General features: G+C 46.2%; 15 protein-coding genes. 6 read left to right on the forward strand and 9 right to left on the reverse strand.

Translation table 11 applies throughout. From position 1 onward, the window contains the following. Window positions 1-14 precede the first annotated feature (14 nt). Genes KGF88_RS07960 through KGF88_RS07975 form a run of 4 tightly spaced genes read right to left on the reverse strand, consistent with a single transcriptional unit; the run spans window position 15 to window position 4,221 of the window. On the reverse strand, window positions 15-1,976 hold the full coding sequence (locus KGF88_RS07960; RefSeq protein ID WP_153825928.1) for a type IV pilus modification PilV family protein: 1,962 nt from the start codon (window positions 1,974-1,976) through the stop codon (window positions 15-17). Next, complete coding sequence (locus KGF88_RS07965) at window positions 1,966-3,099, reverse strand: pilus assembly PilX N-terminal domain-containing protein (protein WP_153825929.1); 1,134 nt, start codon at window positions 3,097-3,099, stop codon at window positions 1,966-1,968. The genes KGF88_RS07960 and KGF88_RS07965 overlap by 11 nt, the downstream gene beginning before the upstream one ends. Further along, entirely contained in the window at window positions 3,089-3,700 is a 612-nt protein-coding gene (locus tag KGF88_RS07970; RefSeq protein WP_110074939.1) for a prepilin-type N-terminal cleavage/methylation domain-containing protein, read from the reverse strand. The genes KGF88_RS07965 and KGF88_RS07970 overlap by 11 nt, the downstream gene beginning before the upstream one ends. Further along, a complete protein-coding gene (locus KGF88_RS07975; RefSeq protein WP_153825930.1) occupies window positions 3,694-4,221 on the reverse strand; it encodes a GspH/FimT family pseudopilin in 528 nt (175 codons plus the stop codon). Before KGF88_RS07975 ends, KGF88_RS07970 begins: the two co-directional genes overlap by 7 nt. Window positions 4,222-4,289: 68 nt before the next feature. On the opposite strand from KGF88_RS07975, the gene KGF88_RS07985 reads away from it, so the two are divergent. After that, the gene (locus tag KGF88_RS07985; RefSeq protein ID WP_153825931.1) at window positions 4,290-4,673 is read left to right on the forward strand and encodes a type IV pilin protein; all 384 of its coding nucleotides are present in this window, start codon (window positions 4,290-4,292) and stop codon (window positions 4,671-4,673) included. Window positions 4,674-5,078: 405 nt separating this feature from the next. Here the strand turns inward: KGF88_RS07985 and KGF88_RS07990 are convergent, their stop codons facing one another. Genes KGF88_RS07990 through KGF88_RS08010 form a run of 5 tightly spaced genes read right to left on the reverse strand, consistent with a single transcriptional unit; the run spans window position 5,079 to window position 9,710 of the window. After that, complete coding sequence (locus tag KGF88_RS07990; protein WP_153825932.1) at window positions 5,079-6,458, reverse strand: ATP-binding protein; 1,380 nt, start codon at window positions 6,456-6,458, stop codon at window positions 5,079-5,081. Further along, entirely contained in the window at window positions 6,455-7,120 is a 666-nt protein-coding gene (locus KGF88_RS07995) for a response regulator (protein ID WP_110076795.1), read from the reverse strand. Before KGF88_RS07995 ends, KGF88_RS07990 begins: the two co-directional genes overlap by 4 nt. A gap of 4 nt (window positions 7,121-7,124) precedes the next feature. Next, window positions 7,125-8,684, reverse strand: coding sequence for a phosphoethanolamine transferase (locus tag KGF88_RS08000; RefSeq protein ID WP_153825933.1), 1,560 nt, complete (start codon window positions 8,682-8,684; stop codon window positions 7,125-7,127). After that, on the reverse strand, window positions 8,665-9,360 hold the full coding sequence (locus KGF88_RS08005; protein ID WP_153825934.1) for a phosphatase PAP2 family protein: 696 nt from the start codon (window positions 9,358-9,360) through the stop codon (window positions 8,665-8,667). The genes KGF88_RS08000 and KGF88_RS08005 overlap by 20 nt, the downstream gene beginning before the upstream one ends. Further along, the gene (locus KGF88_RS08010) at window positions 9,348-9,710 is read right to left on the reverse strand and encodes a diacylglycerol kinase (protein ID WP_153825935.1); all 363 of its coding nucleotides are present in this window, start codon (window positions 9,708-9,710) and stop codon (window positions 9,348-9,350) included. Before KGF88_RS08010 ends, KGF88_RS08005 begins: the two co-directional genes overlap by 13 nt. Before the next feature lie 110 nt (window positions 9,711-9,820). Here KGF88_RS08010 and KGF88_RS08015 point away from each other — a divergent pair, with 110 nt between their 5' ends. The 5 genes from KGF88_RS08015 to KGF88_RS08035 all read left to right on the forward strand — a co-directional run bounded on the left by KGF88_RS08015 (window position 9,821) and on the right by KGF88_RS08035 (window position 19,499). Next, entirely contained in the window at window positions 9,821-11,812 is a 1,992-nt protein-coding gene (locus tag KGF88_RS08015) for an LTA synthase family protein (protein WP_153825936.1), read from the forward strand. A gap of 510 nt (window positions 11,813-12,322) precedes the next feature. Continuing rightward, a complete protein-coding gene (locus KGF88_RS08020) occupies window positions 12,323-13,897 on the forward strand; it encodes a type I restriction-modification system subunit M (protein ID WP_153826000.1) in 1,575 nt (524 codons plus the stop codon). Then, complete coding sequence (locus tag KGF88_RS08025) at window positions 13,894-15,150, forward strand: restriction endonuclease subunit S (protein WP_153825937.1); 1,257 nt, start codon at window positions 13,894-13,896, stop codon at window positions 15,148-15,150. Before KGF88_RS08020 ends, KGF88_RS08025 begins: the two co-directional genes overlap by 4 nt. 222 nt (window positions 15,151-15,372) lie before the next feature. Next, complete coding sequence (gene rhuM, locus KGF88_RS08030; protein WP_153825938.1) at window positions 15,373-16,404, forward strand: virulence RhuM family protein; 1,032 nt, start codon at window positions 15,373-15,375, stop codon at window positions 16,402-16,404. Beyond that, window positions 16,401-19,499, forward strand: a complete 3,099-nt coding sequence (locus KGF88_RS08035; RefSeq protein ID WP_153825939.1) for a type I restriction endonuclease subunit R — start codon at window positions 16,401-16,403, stop codon at window positions 19,497-19,499. The genes rhuM and KGF88_RS08035 overlap by 4 nt, the downstream gene beginning before the upstream one ends. Window positions 19,500-19,559: the final 60 nt, after the last annotated feature.

Consider the following 19,559-nt stretch of genomic DNA (forward strand, 5'->3'; position numbering starts at 1 on the left):
AGCCGTGGATTGGATCAGTTGTTGATACGAATATCTATATCTTGCTCTGGGTCATTAGCCTGAATATTCGATACCGAAATTACCGAAGGAGTAAACACCATGCCCGGATTTGACGAGCCAAACTGAATGCTTAATGAACTGCCCTGCTGAATCCCATTACAGGAATAAATCGGGGTGGCTGATTTGCCCACAAAACTAAAAGAACAGGTCACATTTAAATCAGACGCGCTAATAGTTAAGCCGTTATAATCGTTTTTCTTACAGTCTTGCCAGCTGGCCGAATTACCAGTTACTTTGTTAAATAGACAATGGAACTCACCCGAGACAGCAAAATAAGTAGTCTCGCCGCTACGCTCTTCTACGGTAATGTTCATGGCACTGCTGATATCACGGCCAATATCTCGCACATGAATCGGTGGTCGCCCGATAATTCCGGTATTACCGCCTTGGCTCAGCATTGTAACCTGGGTGGTGCCACCAGCCACTGTGGTTAAGCGCCCACGACTGTAGTTTCCGTAATAATTACGATCAGGATCGACGATAGTTTCTATTTCATCATTGGTGACTGTGGCCACGCCAGTATTAGACGAATCCCAATCACCTAACAGCGTGTTGTTAACCTCATAAAAGGGCACTTTAGTGAGCCAATCATCTTCATCGTTCTGAATCGCACTAATGACCGCCTGCAGATGGCTATCACTCATTTTATCTAGATAAATAGCGCGCCCAATCAGCTGATAAGAACCATTCATCAGCGTCGCATCACGATCATTAGGAGCCGCCGGTAGCGCCTCGCCTAACACCAAGGCACGGATCACCGCGCGCACATAATTGGCATAGGTCTGGTTACTGGCTTCATCCACTAAGTACTCAGAGGTGGAGACAGTAACAGCTTGCATCTCCCAATCGGGATACACTTCATACCAACCGTCAATACGCCGCATCCGGCATACTTCCAGATAGTTTTCATTGAGGCTGGCTTGGGCTAATCCGGTGCCCAAAATAAAACTCGATGCTCTAAAATGTCGATGGTCACCACTCGGCAACCGCGCCGCTGCGCTTTCTTCCCGATAGACGTTCCCACTGGCTACCATTTCTTCGTTGTCATGATGGTCGCGACAGCATTCAACACACAGCTCAGGTTGATTGGTATCCGCTGGAGCCCCCACCATTTTACGTACCAACTTGCCGCCATCGGGGTCTAGCGTTAATTGGTCATCTTTTAAGATCAACCGTTGGGGAGTACGCCCCACATTATCCTGTATCCCCACAAATTTGCACAAACACTCCACCGTGGCAAAGTCTTCGACGCGTTGGGTTTGCGTGGCTTGGTCATAGGTCACCGTATCAAAGGTCACCATACGTCGCCCATCTTTGGTCAGCACCGAAGGCGTCGGCCGGGTCGTTTCTTTCACTTGAAACAAGGTCGCATTGCTATCGTCGGTTAATTTGATGGCAATAACCTCAGGCGCTGCGCCCGGGTTATAAGTCACCTTGGGTTCGCTGCGGGGCGGTGGATTGGTTATCACCAAGCCGCCATCACGCATATTAAATTTACTTAACCAGCCTTCGACACTAGCAGCATCGGCTTCACCGCCACGACTGGTCCAACTCACCTGTACCAAAGCCGCCTTGGCATCGGGTTCACTGGGTAAGGGGTTGGGTAAGCCTACATCGCCACTGGTTTTCCAGCCATTGTGGTAATATTGCGGGCTTACCGTCCACACCACTTGATAATCTTTGCCATCGCGAGCCACAGTCGCACTGCCAGAAACAATATCGGCGTATTCGTTAAAGCGAAGCAACTCTAATCGATGCTGGGCGATTTCTAAGGCGGCACTGCGCTCAGCAGCACGCACCGAACCTTGGGTAAAGGTACGTTGCAAACTCACTAAACCGGTAACGCCTACGGCAATAATCACCAGCGCCACCAGCACCTCAACAAAGGTAAAGCCGCGTTGTTGTCTAGAAATCACGCCAACTTCCTCCTATGCGAAATAACCGTCGAAACTTATCGTTGGTGACAATATTGGTCAGTACTTCTTGGCTGTATCGTACTTCCAAACTCCCGTTAGAGAGCTTAGGGTCACGATTCGCCATCACCGCCCCTTCAATCCGTGCACCACCATTGAGTTTTAAGTCGTACGTATTTAAGTCATCCGGTCGCGTAAACGCAAACAACAAGCCATGAATGACCACATTGCCGTTAATCTGCACATTGGCACTTTCAACCACTATTGCTACCGGGTTCTCCGGGCTGCCGATAGAGCCTCCAGGGGCACAAGAGCCTGTTACCCAAATAAACCCAGTGCTGGCTGCATTTAAACTGCTGCAATTAGGCACAATCTGGCTGGCTGATGCTTTAAGTGATTGCCACTGTGACGAGGGCACGCCAAACAAATACTCCAGCAAGTCATCAGGAAAATTCGGGTCGTTATCTAAAATATCGACACCGTGGTCACCCCGCTCACTAAAGGGGTTAGAATCACAGCGTCCTTCCTCGAACTCTTGTTGGCCACAGGTGCTGCCACTACCGTTGATATCCACATCACCTGAAGTCCAAATAGATAATGGCACCCCATCACCACCGCCATTCGGGTTCGCCGCCACTTTAAAGTTACCAGAGACGTTCATCGAGCCACGAACTGCCACTGGCGTATCAGGTGCGGAACGAATGATCGGCAATACAGCTAGTTGTTGGCGCACCGTACGCTGCCCCCGCCCATCAGCCGAACGTGCGGAAATCACCACATCAACGATATCCACCACCCCACGTAGGGTATCGTCAAAACGTTGGCTGCTTATGGTCGCGGTATAACTGGCGCCACCTAGCGTGCCACTCAGCGTTCGATCCAAGTTAGTCTTGTCATCATCTAGCTCACTGATAACTCGCTCTAACGCTGCATCGGCCACCATAGTGGCCTCTTGCGCGGCTAAATGATTACGCATAATACGCTGCTCTTGTACCTTAAAACGAGCCGTGTACAAGGTCACCAAAATCAAAATCGCCAACAGCATCACCGAGATCGTCAAGGTGGCATAGCCAGCTTGGTAGCCATATCGTAACTGCTGTGGTGGCAACACTGGCTTAGAACGCATTACGTAGCACCACCTCGGTCATAAACTCGCGATCCAGCGCGGCATCACTAGGCACACTCAACCGCGCTTCAATAAACACGACCTGTTCGGTAACTTCATCCAACATGCGCTCCGTCAGCACAAACTGCAGTTGTTCAACTCGCACCAAATCAGGACTGGTTAAACCTTCCCATCCGTTTTCATCACAACCGGCACCGCCTTGACGGCGCTGAATTTGATCGTTTCGTAACCGATAGCCGAATCGCTCCACGTTACCATCATGCACACCATCGGCATCCGCATCGTAGTCAAACAACAAGCAGGATGCTGCTGCTTCATCAGGGTGAGCGCTCACTAGCACGGATTCATTAAAAGCCGTAATAGCATTTTCGGCATCTGTCACTAACAGGTGTGCATCGCTTCGATACCCAGCGCGACGCACATCACCTACCAACAAATCCATCACCGCGGTGGTTTCTTCATGCAACTGACTTAAGCGCAAACTGTTTGAGTTAGTACCAAGCGTGGCTGAGAACACACTCGCCAAGCCAGCCATCAACACCAGCCCCAGACTAATAGTAATCATCAGTTCGATCAGCGACAGGCCGCGTTGCTTTAACATGCCGGATAACTCCCCACATCGCCCACCTGACAATAGCGAATGCGCCCCAACGAGCTCACCACCAATTGCACTTGTTTTTCCATCGCCCCGGTACTGTCGCTCAACTGATAAATGACCGTGCCCGCATTGCCTTCAGCCAAGCCGCGCATGCCATCAAAGGCGGTAAATTCGCCAGCCGCAAAGGTACTACTGAGCAGTTCTACTTGATGATAGTCAGCACTGGAGATTTGCCGTAGTACGCCATCAATCGCGCAATCTTCTTCCAGACAATCACAGTCCGCCGTGTCGGCTACCGCCGCACACCAGGCGCCGTCTTCATCGTCCCACACCACAAAACGCTGCTGCCCAGTCGCCAACGCATCCGATCGCGCGTACTGCAGCAAGGCATAGGTATCCTGTGCCGCCCCCTGCAATCGTAGCGACCGAGCTAAATCGAGCGTAGCCGGAACCCCCATTCCCAGCACTATGCTGAGAATGGCCACAGTCACCAACAGCTCTAATAAAGTAAAACCACGCTGCATTGCGTTTCGCCTAAAAGTGTAATACTAATGATGTATCTTACCTAGCATAGTATGGACGGTTGTAATAAATGCAAGTTAAAAAAACGTTGGCAGGCATCACCCTCATCGAGCTTATGATCGTCGTTGCTATTCTCGGCATCCTCGGCAGCATCGCCTACCCCAACTACGTCGACTATGTTAGAGCAAGTCGCCGCGCCGACGCCATCACTGAACTGCTGAAATTACAGCTCGCGCAAGAAGAATATCGCTTAAGAAATAGTAGCTACGCCAGCATAGCGGATCTCGGCACCAACCCCAGCAGCGAGTTCTATAGCTTTAGTGCCAGCAACATCGGCGCCGAAACTTACACGCTTACGGCCACAGCCACAGGTGCCCAGGCGTTGGACACCGATTGTGCTGCTATGAGTATTGATCAGAATGATGCGAAAACGCCAGCCGCTTGCTGGCGCTAGCGACGCAACAATAATTAAAGTATTGATTGAAGCTCATGCAAAGCATGGCGACAAAGCCGCCGGCTCAAGTAGATGTATGCTGAGTTGAGTCTTAAGTCACAGATGCAAGAAGACATCATAAAAAAGCTTTAGCTGCTGTGGCAGAACCGAAAATCTGGGCACGCAAGTTACCGATCCACTCAATGACATGACACCTTGTGAGTAACGAAAACCCGCATAAATATGCTACGAAGTAATGAGCGAGTATTTAAAGATCGACTTCGAGGTTGATAACATTCTGAATCTGCCAGATGAACTTGATGAACCGGGTAATTTGGTCTGCTTTGTGCCAATTGCGGACGCTAGCACCTCATGAGATTAATTGTTAGAGGCACCAACAGTAAAATACGATCACTTCCCAAGGTTTCACTTAGGTAACTCTATGTGCACTTCAAGCCCCGTGGGATATGAGTTGTTGAATGAAATTTTTCCATGGTGCAGTTGCACTATCTTTTGTGTAATCGACAGGCCTAAACCAGCGCCTGATACAGCACTATGTTCTTGAAGTCGATAGAAGCGCTCCCCCAACCGCTCAAGTGTTTCTTTAGGGACACCCTTGCCTTCATCAGCAACCTTGATAATGACTCTGTTAGCAGTCTCGAGCGCGACTACCTGTATTTTCGAACCTTTCGGCGAAAATTTCATTGCATTGGACAACAGGTTGGTTAAAACACTAACGATAAGAGTTTCGTCACAAATTATTCGAATAGAGGAAACATCAATGTGCCATTGGTGATTTTCCACTTTATTGATTGGTAAGTGATTTAGCGCCAAAGAGACCAACTTACTGATTTCAACTTCCTCAAACTTTTCAGTAAAGTTTAGGCTATCAAGCCGGTTCAACAACAACAGTTGATTAACAAGGCGTGACATTCGCTCCACGGAGTTAAAAATGGACCTGCCAGAGTGCTTGGCATCGTCAAGTGAATCAGCTGAAATGACATTTTCGGCGTGTACTTGGATTGCGCTTAACGGTGTGCGCAGTTCGTGAGAAGCATCAGCGACAAACCGCTTTTCGCGTTCCGAGAACATTTTAATTTGATGCAACAACCGATTGAGTGCTTGCCGGATCGGAACCAACTCATTAGGCAGTTCGGACTCAACTGGCGACAAATTATTTAACTCCCTAGCTCTTAGGTCTGCAGCAAAACGGTTTACGGGTTTTAGGACAATATAAACGATGAGGAGTATTATTAGGCTAATTGGAACCCACATTAATAATAGTGGATAGAGTTGCTCTGAGGCCAAGTAGCCACTCAGCTCACCTCGAACATCCTGACGCTGAAAAGTATGAACCCATATGCCTTTGGATTCCTCGAAGTAGCTAAAGATAAACCACGTGTTTTTGTCACTCTTTAATGTATGGTAACCCGCTTCTAAGCCCTTAAGGTTCAATGATTGAGCCTGGTTTGTTGAAGCCAGCAAATTACCGTCGACATTGTAAATTTGATAGCCAATCTTAGACTCGTATTTATGGCCGCTGGGACCTTTTTCTTCAGCGTAGCTATCCTCTCCGGTATCATCATATTGCGATATCGGAATTATTTGAGTGACAGACAGTTTATTTTTAGCGGGCGCATAAAACGTTGCGAGCGACTTTGCGGTCTGAGCAAGTTGCGCATCAAAAACCTCATCCAGCTCATGCAGAATATCTCTGTAACTCGCCCAAGCCGTGACGGCAAGTACAGTCACCACGGCTAAGTTGATGCCAACAACCAATGAGCGACGAAGTGACCACAGGCTCATGATGACTCATCTTGTAAGCGATAACCTAGGCCTCTTATCGTTGAGATAAGATTACCATCGATTTTCTTGCGTAAATGGTGAATGTGTACTTCTAGCGAATTACTCTCATGTTCGCCTCCCCAGCCATAGCACGCACTCGCTAATTGCTCTTTACTCACTATTTTTCCTTTATGCAGCGCTAACTGTTTCAGCAACAGCCACTCAAGCCGAGTCAAATTAATTGTTTTGTCACGAAAACGGCATTCCTGCGATGATAGGTCAATATTCAGTTGCCCACAGGTTATAATATCGTTTAAGTGTTGGTTTGCTTTGCGAACCTGCACTCGAATACGCGCTTCTAATTCGCGTAATTCAAAAGGCTTAACCACATAGTCGTTGGCGCCTTCGTTTAATGCCAGTACTTTAGTATCAATATCATCCCACGCTGTAAGTACGAGAATCGGGATTTCTTGGCCTGCTTTCCTTAACTTTTTAATCAGTGGTACGGCATTTCCATCGGGCAGTCCGAGATCAAATATTGCAAGGTCAAATTGATCTGTCCTAAGGGCGGTCTCAGCTTGAGACAAGTTTGCCGCTAGCTCAACCAGGTATCCCATTCGGCCTAGCCCCTTGATTATTCCTTCAGCCAAATATTTATCATCTTCTAGGAGTAGCAAACGCATGTGCTTACCGTCCATCAGGTTTAGTTAAGTCAAGGTGTTCGTTGTAAACAGAGGCTTCAACATTAAAGTAGCCCAGGATCGTATGCGAAAAATTATCATGACTGATAGTAGCGCCCGTTTCGTGTTTACTTACATTAAATGTGTCGGATGGCCATACTATCCAGGGTATGTGACGTTGTTCTTCTGGAGCTATCCAGTTAGGCAAGCCATGCAGATAGATACCGTTATTCCCTAGTGATTCACCATGGTCAGATACATACATCATACTGCTGTCCAGTTCAGTATGGCTTTTCAATAACTTTATGACCTGACTTACAAGTTGGTCGGTGACGAGCAAACTGTTGTCATAAGCATTAGTAATTTCATCCACAGAACAATTCGACAGCTCTTGACTTTTGCATTCGGGTAAAAACCGTTTCATTTCGTTAGGCGACCGTTCGTAATAGGCAGGCCCATGACTTCCCATTTGATGAAGCACAATAATTGAGTCCTGATGCAAATTGCTTAACCAAGATTTGAGTTGTTCGAGCATATCTACATCATAGCATTCCAACTCCCCACATCGGGACTCACTCATTTTGACGGTTTTAATTCGATTACAGACATCTTTGCAGCCAGAGTTATTTTCTATCCATGTTGCATTAATACCGGCAGTTTCTAAAACATCTAATACATTACTCGAGTTTCTAGCAACATCCGAGTAATTATCAGCTGTTAAAAAACTGAACATGCACGGCACTGAAATAGCAGTTGCCGTTCCACACGATGTAGCGCTTTTATAGCTGAATATTGGCTCTGATGTCATGAGCGCATTCAGTGAAGGCGTTGTCAGCCGAGCATAGTTATTGATTGAAAAATGGTCCGCTCGCGCTGTCTCACCCAAAACGATTACCATGACTCTCGGTTTTTCAGACGTACTTACCTGAAAGGCATCTTGCCCTAATCTTATAAATTGAGTTGGGGTCTCTAATTTTCGTTTCAAAGCCGAGACGGTTGCTGATATGACGTTGAAAGGAGCGACTCTGTACTTCACATCTCGATGGTTGCGAAATAAAGAAGCGAAGTCGTCATAACTGGTGTAAGCGATACCGACCGCTAATACTGAAAAGCAAGTCGCCGCTGCAATGCCTTGTTTTATTTTTGTTGCCGTACTGGAAGGGGGGAGTTTTATATACGCCAGCAATAACGAAGGGATAACACCAAGTGTTATGAAGGTTTCAAAAAAACTCCCAGAGAGTTGGTCGCGAGCCTCAGCCGTATCGGTCTCAATTGCATTAATTATCATATCTGCATCAATGATAATGCCATATTCCGACATGTAAAAAAGTGCAGGAGCAGCAAGAACAAACAACAATATTGCGAATGGCTTGAAAGCATTAACGCATCGGCTGATGGCGAGCGCAACAGTATAGAAAAAAGCAATGAACACCACCAGTTTGACTTGCGTGAACCCATGAACCCCGTATTCACTCAACGCACTCATAAGAGGACCCGAGTATGCAAGAGCAAGCCAAGCCGCAACGAGTATTAATAGAGCTGGAAAATTAAGCGTCAGTCGCTGCATATTGCTCACCTATATGAAAGATAAATAAAGAAACGCTCCAACAGATGAATGCTGTTGTTATGTCATCAATAAAGAAGTGTGCGCCCCGGAGCTGTTGAACACCTCCAAGTACAAAGCCGGAAGAAAGTGACAGAGTCAGCGAAGCTCTCGCAAGAAAAGGTCTGCTTTTACGCCAGAAAAAGTACAGAGCAATCCAGGCAAAGCCAATACTTGAATGTCCCGAAGGGAAGCACCGACCCGACCCAAAATGAGTGTCGTTGAACGACCATAAGCTGATATATGGTTTGGCTCCTCCGTATAATTGCAAATCCCAAGGACAGTCCATACCAAGCATAGCCTTAAGGTAATTCACTAAACCAAAAGACAACAAAACCGATAAGAGTAACAATACATACCGGCGCCGCTTGCTGTCCCTTTTGGTTGGTAAGAACTGAGCCACGGTTAGGAATAGGACAAACACTACAAATGCGAGATTAAGCTTCCGTATACCGTCATGAAGAATCGTTTCAGTGATAAAATGGTGCCGTAAAGACCACTGTCCCCCTTCGAGCTGGTATAAAGTATTGGCGACCCAAAACTTAAGCTCTAAAAATTCTACGACCAGTAATAAAGCCACAAAAACCACCAAAACACGTGTCCAACGCCTCCAAACCGTCATGGACTCTAAAGCGGCCATAACACAGCTACCCAAACGACGATGAACTGACTGATAGCAATGAATACTGCAGCGGAGGCGATGTCTTTTGCTCGACCGCTGAGCTCGTGAAAGTCGGGGCCAATGCGGTCGACAACCGCTTCAATGGCGGAGTTCAGTAGCTCTGTAATAAGTAAACCAAGCAATGACATAAGCAGTAGCAACCGCTCTGAAAGCTCAAGCTCTGCTATCACTAAAACTGGCAGCAACACCAACAATAAAAGTACCTCTTGTCGAAAGGCCGCTTCAAAACGCCACGCCGCTCTAAGCCCTTTCATGGAATACTGCGTTGCGTCGATTATTCGGGCTACGCCAGTTTTCCCCGGTTTCATAGTCACCTCATTAGGAATGAAAAATTGCATAGTAAGCAGTCAATATTAAGTTCAGCTTAAGGTTTGTTTTTTAGTATTGCGTTCATTATCAGAACTGAGTTGGGCTACTAATGAGCAATACACCTTTACTAAGAGAACTGAAGCCGTCGCTATTCCAATACCGGACGCTTATAGCGGGCTTTTCGCTGGGCTTAATTATACTAAGTATTAGTCGCTTACTATTATTTATATGGCAGTTTGATCGCGTAACTGAGGCAGGAAACCTCAGTTACCTGATGTTGATGGGCCTCAGAGCAGACATCGTTCAAATGGGTTATCTAACATTACCTCTATTGCTATTCGCGCCATTATTTTTAAATCGTTGGGGTGCAAGAGCTTGGCAAAAAGTTCAAAGCATTTGGTTGATTATTGCTATCACCTATATCACGTTTATGGAGATCTCAACGCCTGCTTTTGTTATGCAATACGATTTACGGCCTAACCGTCTGTTTATTGAGTATTTAGAGTACCCCAAGGAAGTGCTAAGTACCCTTTGGGGAGGATTTAAAATCTGGTTACTTTTGACCGTGGGAGTGTTAAGTATTTGCCTGTACGGACTAATTAAGCTTGCTAAGCGACTAAACCAGGCAACTTATGGTCATAATCAATACACTGGCAGGGCGCTTATTGCTTGGCCGCTTTTGATGGTGCTTGCTTTTGCCGGCGTGCGTTCAACCTTAGCACATCGTCCTGCGAACCCCGCATTTTTTGCCGTTACATCGGATGCTTTGGTGAATAGTTTAGTTATCAGTTCGGCCTATTCGCTAGAGTACGCAATTTACAGTATGCGGCACGAGGAAAATGCCTCACGAATCTATGGAGATGCCAGCTTAGAGGAAATTCTTAACACAGTTCGAGCCCAGCCACACCTGGCAGACAAGGCATTTCCATCTGAGGAATACCCCACAGTGCACTTTAATAAAGCCTCCCGGAGCTTCGACAAACCCAAAAATATCGTCGTTATTTTGGAGGAAAGCTTAGGCGCGACTTTTGTTGAAGATCTCGGTGGTATCAATGTCACGCCAAACCTACAGCAACTTAGGAAGGAAGGGTGGTGGTTTCAGCAGCTTTACGCAACAGGCACTCGGTCAGTTCGTGGTATTGAGGCGGTTATTTCCAGCTTCTTACCCACTCCGGGAAGGAGTACAGTGAAACTATCATTGTCTCAGCAAGATTTTTATACCGCTGCTGATCTGTTGTCGCGGGAGGGATATTTCACTGAATTTCTTTATGGTGGTGAAACCCACTTTGATAACATGGGGAGCTTTTTCGCAAGTAACGGTTTCCAGTCTATTCTTGGACAGAGTGACATTGATAACCCCAAGTTTGTCGGTAGCTGGGGAGCGAGCGATGAGGACCTGTTTGACACCGCTGATAAAAGGTTTGAGAAACTAGCTAAAAAGAATACGCCCTTTTTTAGCTTGGTATTTACTTCGTCAAACCACGAACCCTTCGAGTTTCCGGACGATGAAGTCGAGCTCTATTCTACGCCCAAAAACACGGTAGAAAACGCTGTCAAATACGCTGACTTTGCGCTGGGTAAGTTTATCGACAAAGCAAAGACGAGTAATTACTGGGAAGATACGATTTTTTTGATTGTTGCTGATCACGATACGCGCGTCTATGGAAACGAATTAGTTCCCATCCAAAAGTTCCGCATCCCAGGACTCATTCTGGGAGGCTCTATTCAACCCAAAGAGATTAATGAAATTACCAGTCAGATCGACTTAATGCCCACGGTTATATCGCTTGCAGGTATATCTGCCTGGACGCCTGCGATAGGTCAGGATATTTCTAATGACACCGTGCCACCAGCTAATCGTGCGATGATGCAATTTGGTAATAACTACGCATGGATGACACCTCAAGGGGTGGCGATTTTAACTCCTGGAGAGGATAGAACCGGTCGCTATAACTTTGATGAGCGCAAATTTGTGACTGACCAAAATATCAATCAGAGGTTGCGTACTGAGGCACTAGCGCATGCATTATTGCCTTCTTGGCTATATCAACACCGAGCATATTTTGTCCCAGAGCGTTTAACTGAGCCTTCAAACGAATAGACCTTAGTTAGAAGTTAGATTAAAGGCTTTAAATTGAGCAATTGTGGGGCTGCTACTTGGGCTTTAGTTGGTCCGCTTATCGCTCAAACCAGCCCTAAACCGCTCAAAATTTAAACTACAATGAATATTCCAATTCTGCAAACCAAAAAGAGGAAACGATGATGGCTGTTAAACATTCACCTCCAAGCGGCAACCCCATTCTTCATCAATAGCAAAAAGGCGGAAAACGGGTTGCGGCATAGATACGAAGGTAAACCCTTCGCATTGGTCGAATACGCACGACAAGATCACCGGCGATAAAAACGGCTGTAAAAACTAGCGTTACTTGAAAAAATGGTGGTCCGCGCATGCGACTACCGCATACCCTCTCTCTACTCAAATACCCCATTCAAAGCTCCCAAATCGCCATCACCTTGTGATATTCTTTTGAGCACACAACAGCAAACATTCCAAGCCAACCAAGCGACAAAAATTGACGCTTATTTAATGGACTAAAACAGGGAAAGAATGATGACAAGTACCCAACAGCGCGCCCTACTCCAACGCCAAATTTGGCAGATTGCCAACGACGTTCGTGGCTCAGTAGACGGCTGGGATTTTAAGCAGTATGTACTCGGTACCTTGTTCTATCGCTTTATCAGCGAAAACTTCGCTAGCTACATTGAAGCCGGTGACGAAAGCATTAACTATGCATCGCTTGATGATTCGGTGATTACTGACGACATCAAAGACGATGCCATTAAAACCAAAGGCTATTTCATTTACCCAAGCCAGTTATTCGTTAACATCGCCAAAACCGCGAACAACAACGAGAGCCTGAACACCGACCTTGCCCGCATCTTTGGTGAAATTGAAAATTCAGCCAACGGCTATGCATCGGAAGATGACATTAAAGGCTTGTTCGCAGATTTCGACACCACCAGCAACCGTTTGGGTAATACCGTCAAAGACAAAAACCTACGTTTAGCGGCGGTATTAAAGGGTGTAGCCGGGTTAGACTTCGGCAACTTCGAAGACAACCAAATCGACCTTTTCGGCGACGCTTACGAGTTTCTTATTTCAAACTATGCAGCGAATGCCGGGAAATCAGGTGGCGAGTTCTTCACCCCGCAACATGTATCGAAGCTCATTGCGTTGCTGGCTATACATGGGCAAACCAGCATCAATAAAATTTATGACCCGGCAGCAGGTTCGGGTTCTCTGCTAATGCAAGCAAGAAAGCATATCGACGTTCATCGTATTGAAGACGGTTACTTCGGGCAGGAAATTAACCACACTACTTACAACCTTGCGCGTATGAATATGTTCCTGCACAACATCAACTACGACAAGTTCAATATCCAGTTAGGGAATACGCTTACGAATCCACATTTTTTGGATGACAAGCCGTTTGATGCCATTGTTTCTAACCCGCCGTACTCGGTGAAATGGATAGGCAGCGATGACCCCACCTTGATTAACGACGAGCGTTTTGCCCCAGCGGGTGTACTAGCCCCCAAGTCAAAAGCTGACTTTGCCTTTGTGTTGCACGCACTCAGTTACCTTTCAAGCAAAGGCCGTGCAGCCATTGTTTGTTTCCCTGGTATTTTCTATCGCGGCGGTGCTGAGCAGAAAATCCGTAAGTACCTCGTGGATAACAACTACGTTGAAACCGTGATTTCGTTAGCGCCAAACTTGTTCTTCGGTACTACCATTGCCGTGAATATTTTGGTGCTCTCCAAGCATAAGCAAGATACTTCCGTGCAATTCATCGATGCCAGTGGTTTATTCAAGAAAGAAACTAACAATAACACCCTTACGGATAACGACGACCCAAATGATCCGGGGCACATTCAACAGATAATGGCAGCATTCTCTAGCAAAGAGGAAATTCCGCACTTTTCTCGCTCTGTTCCATACGAAGAAGTTGCTAAAGACTACAATCTCTCCGTCAGTAGTTATGTTGAAGCCAAAGACAACCGCGAAGTTGTCGACATTACCGAACTCAACGCAGAGCTGAAAACCACCGTTGCCAAGGTTGACAAATTGCGTGCGGATATCGATGCGATTGTGGCGGAGATTGAGGGTGGAGAAGCAGAAGCATGAAGGGCTTAAGTTTTATAGATAAATTCTTCAATGAAACTCGTGTAGAGTGGAGAACCATCGAGCAAATAGCAATCAAAGTGTCATCTGGAGGAACTCCGAAAACGGGCGTTGCTGAATATTATGGTGGCGACATTCCGTGGTTAAGAACACAGGAAGTAAATTTTGGTGAGATTTGGGACACAGGAGTAAAAATTACTGAATTAGGATTGAAAGCATCAAGTGCAAAATGGATTCCCGCAAACTGCGTGATTGTTGCAATGTATGGTGCAACTGTAGGCCGTGTTGGAATCAATAAAGTCCCAATGGCTACAAATCAAGCATGTGCAAATATTCAACTAGATGAGAGCATAGCTAACTTTCGTTACGTTTTTCATTTTTTGGCTAGCCAATACGAATTTATAAAAGCACTCGGTGCGGGATCTCAAACCAATATAAACGCCGCGATTGTAAAAAAGTTAAGGATCCCAATCCCATGCCCTGAAAACCCAGAAAAGTCGCTGCAAATCCAAGCGGAAATCGTCCGAATTTTGGACGCATTTACCTCCCTTACCGCCGAGCTTACCGCCGAGCTTACCGCACGCAAAAAACAATACAACTACTACCGCGATAAATTGCTCAGCTTTGAAGGCGGCGAGGTGGAGTGGAAGCCTTTGGCGGATCTGGGTACATTCACATATGGGTATGCGGCAAAAGCCCAAGACGCTGGAGATGCGCGGTTTGTTCGGATTACAGACATAAACACAGATGGTAAGTTGATTCCGAGCGATGTGAAGTATGTTGATATTTCGGTTGAAAATGAAAAGTACCTTCTCAAAAAGAACGATTTATTGATGGCCCGTACAGGAGCTACTTACGGTAAAACAATGATTTACTCGGAAGGTTACCCAGCAATATATGCAGGCTTCTTAATAAAATTGAATCTCAGTGAGGCTATTCATCCCAAGTACTACTGGCATTTCGCACAAAGCAGTTTTTTTTGGGAGCAAGCAAATAAATTAGTTTCTGGTGGAGGGCAACCTCAGTTTAACGCTAATGCGTTGAAACAAGTTAAAGTACCTATTCCATACCATGGTGATACAACTAAATCGCTAGATGCGCAATCAAGAGTTGTCGACCTACTGGATAAATTTGACTCGATTACTAGCTCCTTAACCGAAGGTCTCCCACGTGAAATCGAGCTGCGGCAAAAGCAGTACGAGTATTACCGTGATTTACTGCTAAGCTTTCCAAAGCCAGGTGAGCAGGAGGCTTGATATGTGTATGTCACAACGTAAAGTAACCCGATTACACGTTGTTTACCGAGCGACTGAGACACCTCGGCTCAAAGAAATCCAGTTGCCAACCACAACTTATATGAATTTCTTAGGAGCTCAAATCGTTAATCGATTGATTCATATTCAGCGAAGTATCTCAGACAACTACCGAGGATTCCTAGGTAGTTCAAAGTTTAACCCAAAAAGGAAAAGGAATTTCCGATGACCAATAAACTAAGTGTCAAAGACCAAACCTCTGAATTTCTGCTATACACCGCACCCGATGGCGACATTAAAGTTGAAGTGTTACTGAGCGATGAAACCATTTGGCTTACGCAAAAGCGCATGGCTGAGTTGTTTGGTGTCGGGGTTCCTGCAATATCGAAGCACCTTGAAAACATTTATGAATCAGGTGAGCTGCAGCGTGAGGCAACTATTTCCATTTTGGAAACAGTTCAACAAGAGGGAAGTCGAGAGGTTAAGCGCAAGCTTGAATACTACAACCTCGACGCCGTGATATCGGTCGGTTACCGCGTTAACTCAACACAAGCCACGCAGTTTCGTATTTGGGCCACTCAACTGATCAAAGAATACATCATCAAGGGCTTTGCCATGGATGATGAGCGCCTGAAAAATGGTCAGTATTTTGGTAAAGATTACTTCAAAGAACTCCTCGAGCGCGTTCGTTCCATTCGCGCCAGTGAACGGCGCATTTATCAGCAAATAACCGACATTTTTGCTGAGTGCAGTATCGACTACGACCCAAAATCAGAAACCACGCGCCAGTTCTACGCCCACGTGCAAGATAAATTCCACTATGCCATTACCGGGCATACGTCGGCAGAAATTATTAGCCTGAAAGCGGATGCAACTAAACCACTGATGGGCATGACAACCTACAAGAACGCCCCTAAAGGCCGCGTGCTTAAATCAGATACGATTATCGCCAAAAACTACTTATCAGAAACCGAAATTAAACAACTAGAACGCACGGTGTCGTCGTTTTTTGATTACATTGAGGGCATTATTGAACGACGCAATACCTTTACCATGGAAGCCTTTGCCGCCAGTGTGGATAAGTTCTTAGCCTTTAACGAATACCAGATACTGGAAGGTTATGGCAGCGTGTCGCGCGCAATTGCTAAGCAGAAGGCCTACCAAGAATACGAACAGTTTAATAAGCAGCAGAAAATTGAGTCAGATTTTGACCGCGAAGTGAAAAAGCTGTTGCAGAAAAAGGAAACAAAGGAATGACCACCTATAAACCCATAGCCGAGTCAAAACACTTTATCGTTTTAGATAAGTACACCAAGCAATATGAAGTTGCTGAAAGCTATCAAAGCGAGAGTGATTTAGAGCGTGAGCTGATTCAAGATTTAGTGAATCAGGGCTATGAGTATGTTCCCGGGCTGAATAACCCAATGGCGATGCTTGCGAACGTGCGCGTGCAGTTACAAACCTTAAATAACGTTGAATTCTCGGACGGCGAGTGGGCGCGCTTTGTTGAAACCTACCTTGATAGGCCCAGCGACAGCATCACCGACAAAACGCGCAAAATTCACGACGATTACATTGAAGATTTCGTTTTTGATGATGGCCGTATTCAAAACATTTACTTGGTCGATAAAAAGAACATAGCGCGCAACAAAGTGCAGGTGATCAAGCAGTTTGAACAAACGGGTTCGCATGCGAATCGTTACGACGTCACCATTTTGGTGAACGGTCTGCCACTGGTTCAAATTGAACTAAAAAAACGCGGTGTGGCCATTCGTGAAGCCTTTAACCAAGTGCATCGCTATAGCAAAGAAAGCTTTAATGCAGAAAGCTCGCTGTTTAAATATTTGCAGCTGTTTGTTATTTCAAACGGGACCGACACGCGCTACTTTGCCAACACCGTCAAGCGTAACAAGAACACCTTTGATTTCACCATGAACTGGGCGAAATCTGACAACGGCTTGATTAAAGATCTCAAAGACTTTACTGCGACCTTCTTTCAAAAAGAGACCTTGCTCAAGGTGTTGCTGCACTTCTCGGTGTTTGATGTGAGCGACACCTTGCTGGTGATGCGGCCTTATCAAATCGCCGCCACAGAGCGCATTTTATGGAAAATCAAGAGCGCGTTTCAGGCCAAGCAATGGAGTTCAACCGATGCTGGCGGCTATATTTGGCACACCACAGGCTCGGGGAAAACATTAACCAGCTTTAAAGCAGCACGCTTAACGACCGAACTCGATTTTATCGACAAAGTATTCTTCGTGGTGGACCGTAAAGATCTCGATTACCAGACCATGAAGGAATATCAGCGCTTCTCGCCGGATAGCGTGAATGGCTCGGATAGCACCGCAGGCCTTAAGCGTAATTTGAGCTTGGACGACAACAAAATCATTGTGACCACCATTCAAAAGCTGAATAACCTGATGAAAACCGAGCGTGACTTACCGGTTTATCGTCAGCAGGTGGTGTTTATTTTTGACGAATGCCACCGCAGCCAGTTTGGTGAAGCGCAGAAGAACTTACAGAAGAAATTTAAGCGCTATTATCAGTTTGGTTTTACCGGAACACCGATATTTCCACAGAATGCACTAGGCGCTGAGACGACCGCTAGCGTGTTCGGCCGGGAGCTGCATTCGTATGTGATCACTGATGCCATTCGCGACGAAAAAGTGCTTAAGTTCAAAGTGGACTACAACGACGTACGCCCGCAGTTCCATCAAATTGAGACCGAACAGGACGAGAAAAAACTTAGCGCAGCGGAAAATAAACAGGCATTACTACACCCGGAACGTATTCGGGAAATCACCCACTACATACTGACCCACTTTCGCCAAAAAACGCACCGCATGAAGGCGGGCGGGCGAGGTTTTAATGCCATGTTCGCGGTCAGCAGCGTTGATGCCGCAAAAGCCTACTACGAGGCGTTTAAACAACTGCAGCAAGACGCTGAGCGACCTCTGCGTGTCGCGACCATTTTCTCGTTCGCCGCGAATGAGGAGCAAGATTCCATCGGTGAGATACCGGATGAAAGCTTTGAAGTGTCTGCTATGAATAGCAGCGGTAAGGAGTTTCTAAGCGCAGCGATTGCTGATTACAACGCCATGTTTCAATCCAACTATGGTGTGGACAGCAACGGCTTTCAAAATTATTACCGCGATCTCGCCAAGCGCGTGAAAAACCAAGAAATTGATTTGCTGATTGTGGTCGGTATGTTCCTCACCGGTTTTGATGCACCGACACTGAATACCTTGTTTGTGGATAAGAACCTGCGTTACCACGGACTTATTCAAGCCTATTCGCGCACCAATCGTATTTACGATGCTACGAAGACTTTCGGCAATATCGTGACCTTCCGTGATTTGGAGAAAGCGACGATTGATGCCATCACTTTATTTGGTGATAAGAATACCAAGAACGTGGTGCTCGAAAAGAGCTACACAGAGTACATGGAGGGCTTCACGGACCTCGTGACAGGGCAAGCGCGACGTGGTTTTATGGAGGTGGTTTCCGAGCTTGAACAGCGTTTTCCGAACCCCGATGAAATTGAGCTCGAGAAAGACAAGAAAGACTTCGCCAAGTTATTTGGTGAGTATTTGCGTGTTGAAAATATCCTGCAAAACTACGATGAATTTGCCAGCTTAAAAGCGTTGCAGACCATTGATACGAGCGATGCAGAAGCTGTTGAAGCGTTCAAGATTGAGCATCACTTAAGCGACGACGATATTGCGACGTTACAAACGATTCGCATACCGCCTGAACGCAAGGTGCAGGATTATCGCTCGACCTATAACGATATTCGCGACTGGATACGCCGCGAGAAATCAGCCGAGAACCAAGCACAGTCAACGATTGACTGGGACGATATCGAGTTTGAAATCGACTTGCTAAAATCGCAGGAAATTAACCTCGACTACATTCTTGAACTGATATTCGAGCAGAACAAGAAAAACAAAAGCAAAGGTGACTTGATTGAAGAAGTTCGCCGTTTGATTCGAGCTAGCCTTGGCAACCGCGCCAAAGAAAGCTTGGTGGTTAAGTTTATTAACCAAACTGAATTAGATGCGATACCAGACAAGTCGGAAATCATTGATGATTTCTATAGGTTCGCGCAAGCGGAACGTGATCGCGAAGCCGAAGAACTTATTCGTTCAGAGAACCTTAACGAAGACGCCGCCAAGCGCTACATAGCAGCGTCATTACGCCGCGAATACGCCAGCGAGAACGGCACCGAGCTGAATTCAACACTTCCGAAACTAAGCCCGCTGAACCCGGAATACCGTACCAAGAAGCAAACAGTATTCCAGAAGATTTCGGCGTTTGTTGATAAATTTAAGGGCGTTGGTGGGAAGCTTTAGGTTGGTTGCAATGGTCTTCTTTAAAGCCCGATCCCATCTTTGCCACCTCCTTCCAAGGAG

This window comes from Idiomarina loihiensis, assembly GCF_024584785.1.
In the GTDB taxonomy this organism is placed as follows: domain Bacteria; phylum Pseudomonadota; class Gammaproteobacteria; order Enterobacterales; family Alteromonadaceae; genus Pseudidiomarina; species Pseudidiomarina fusca.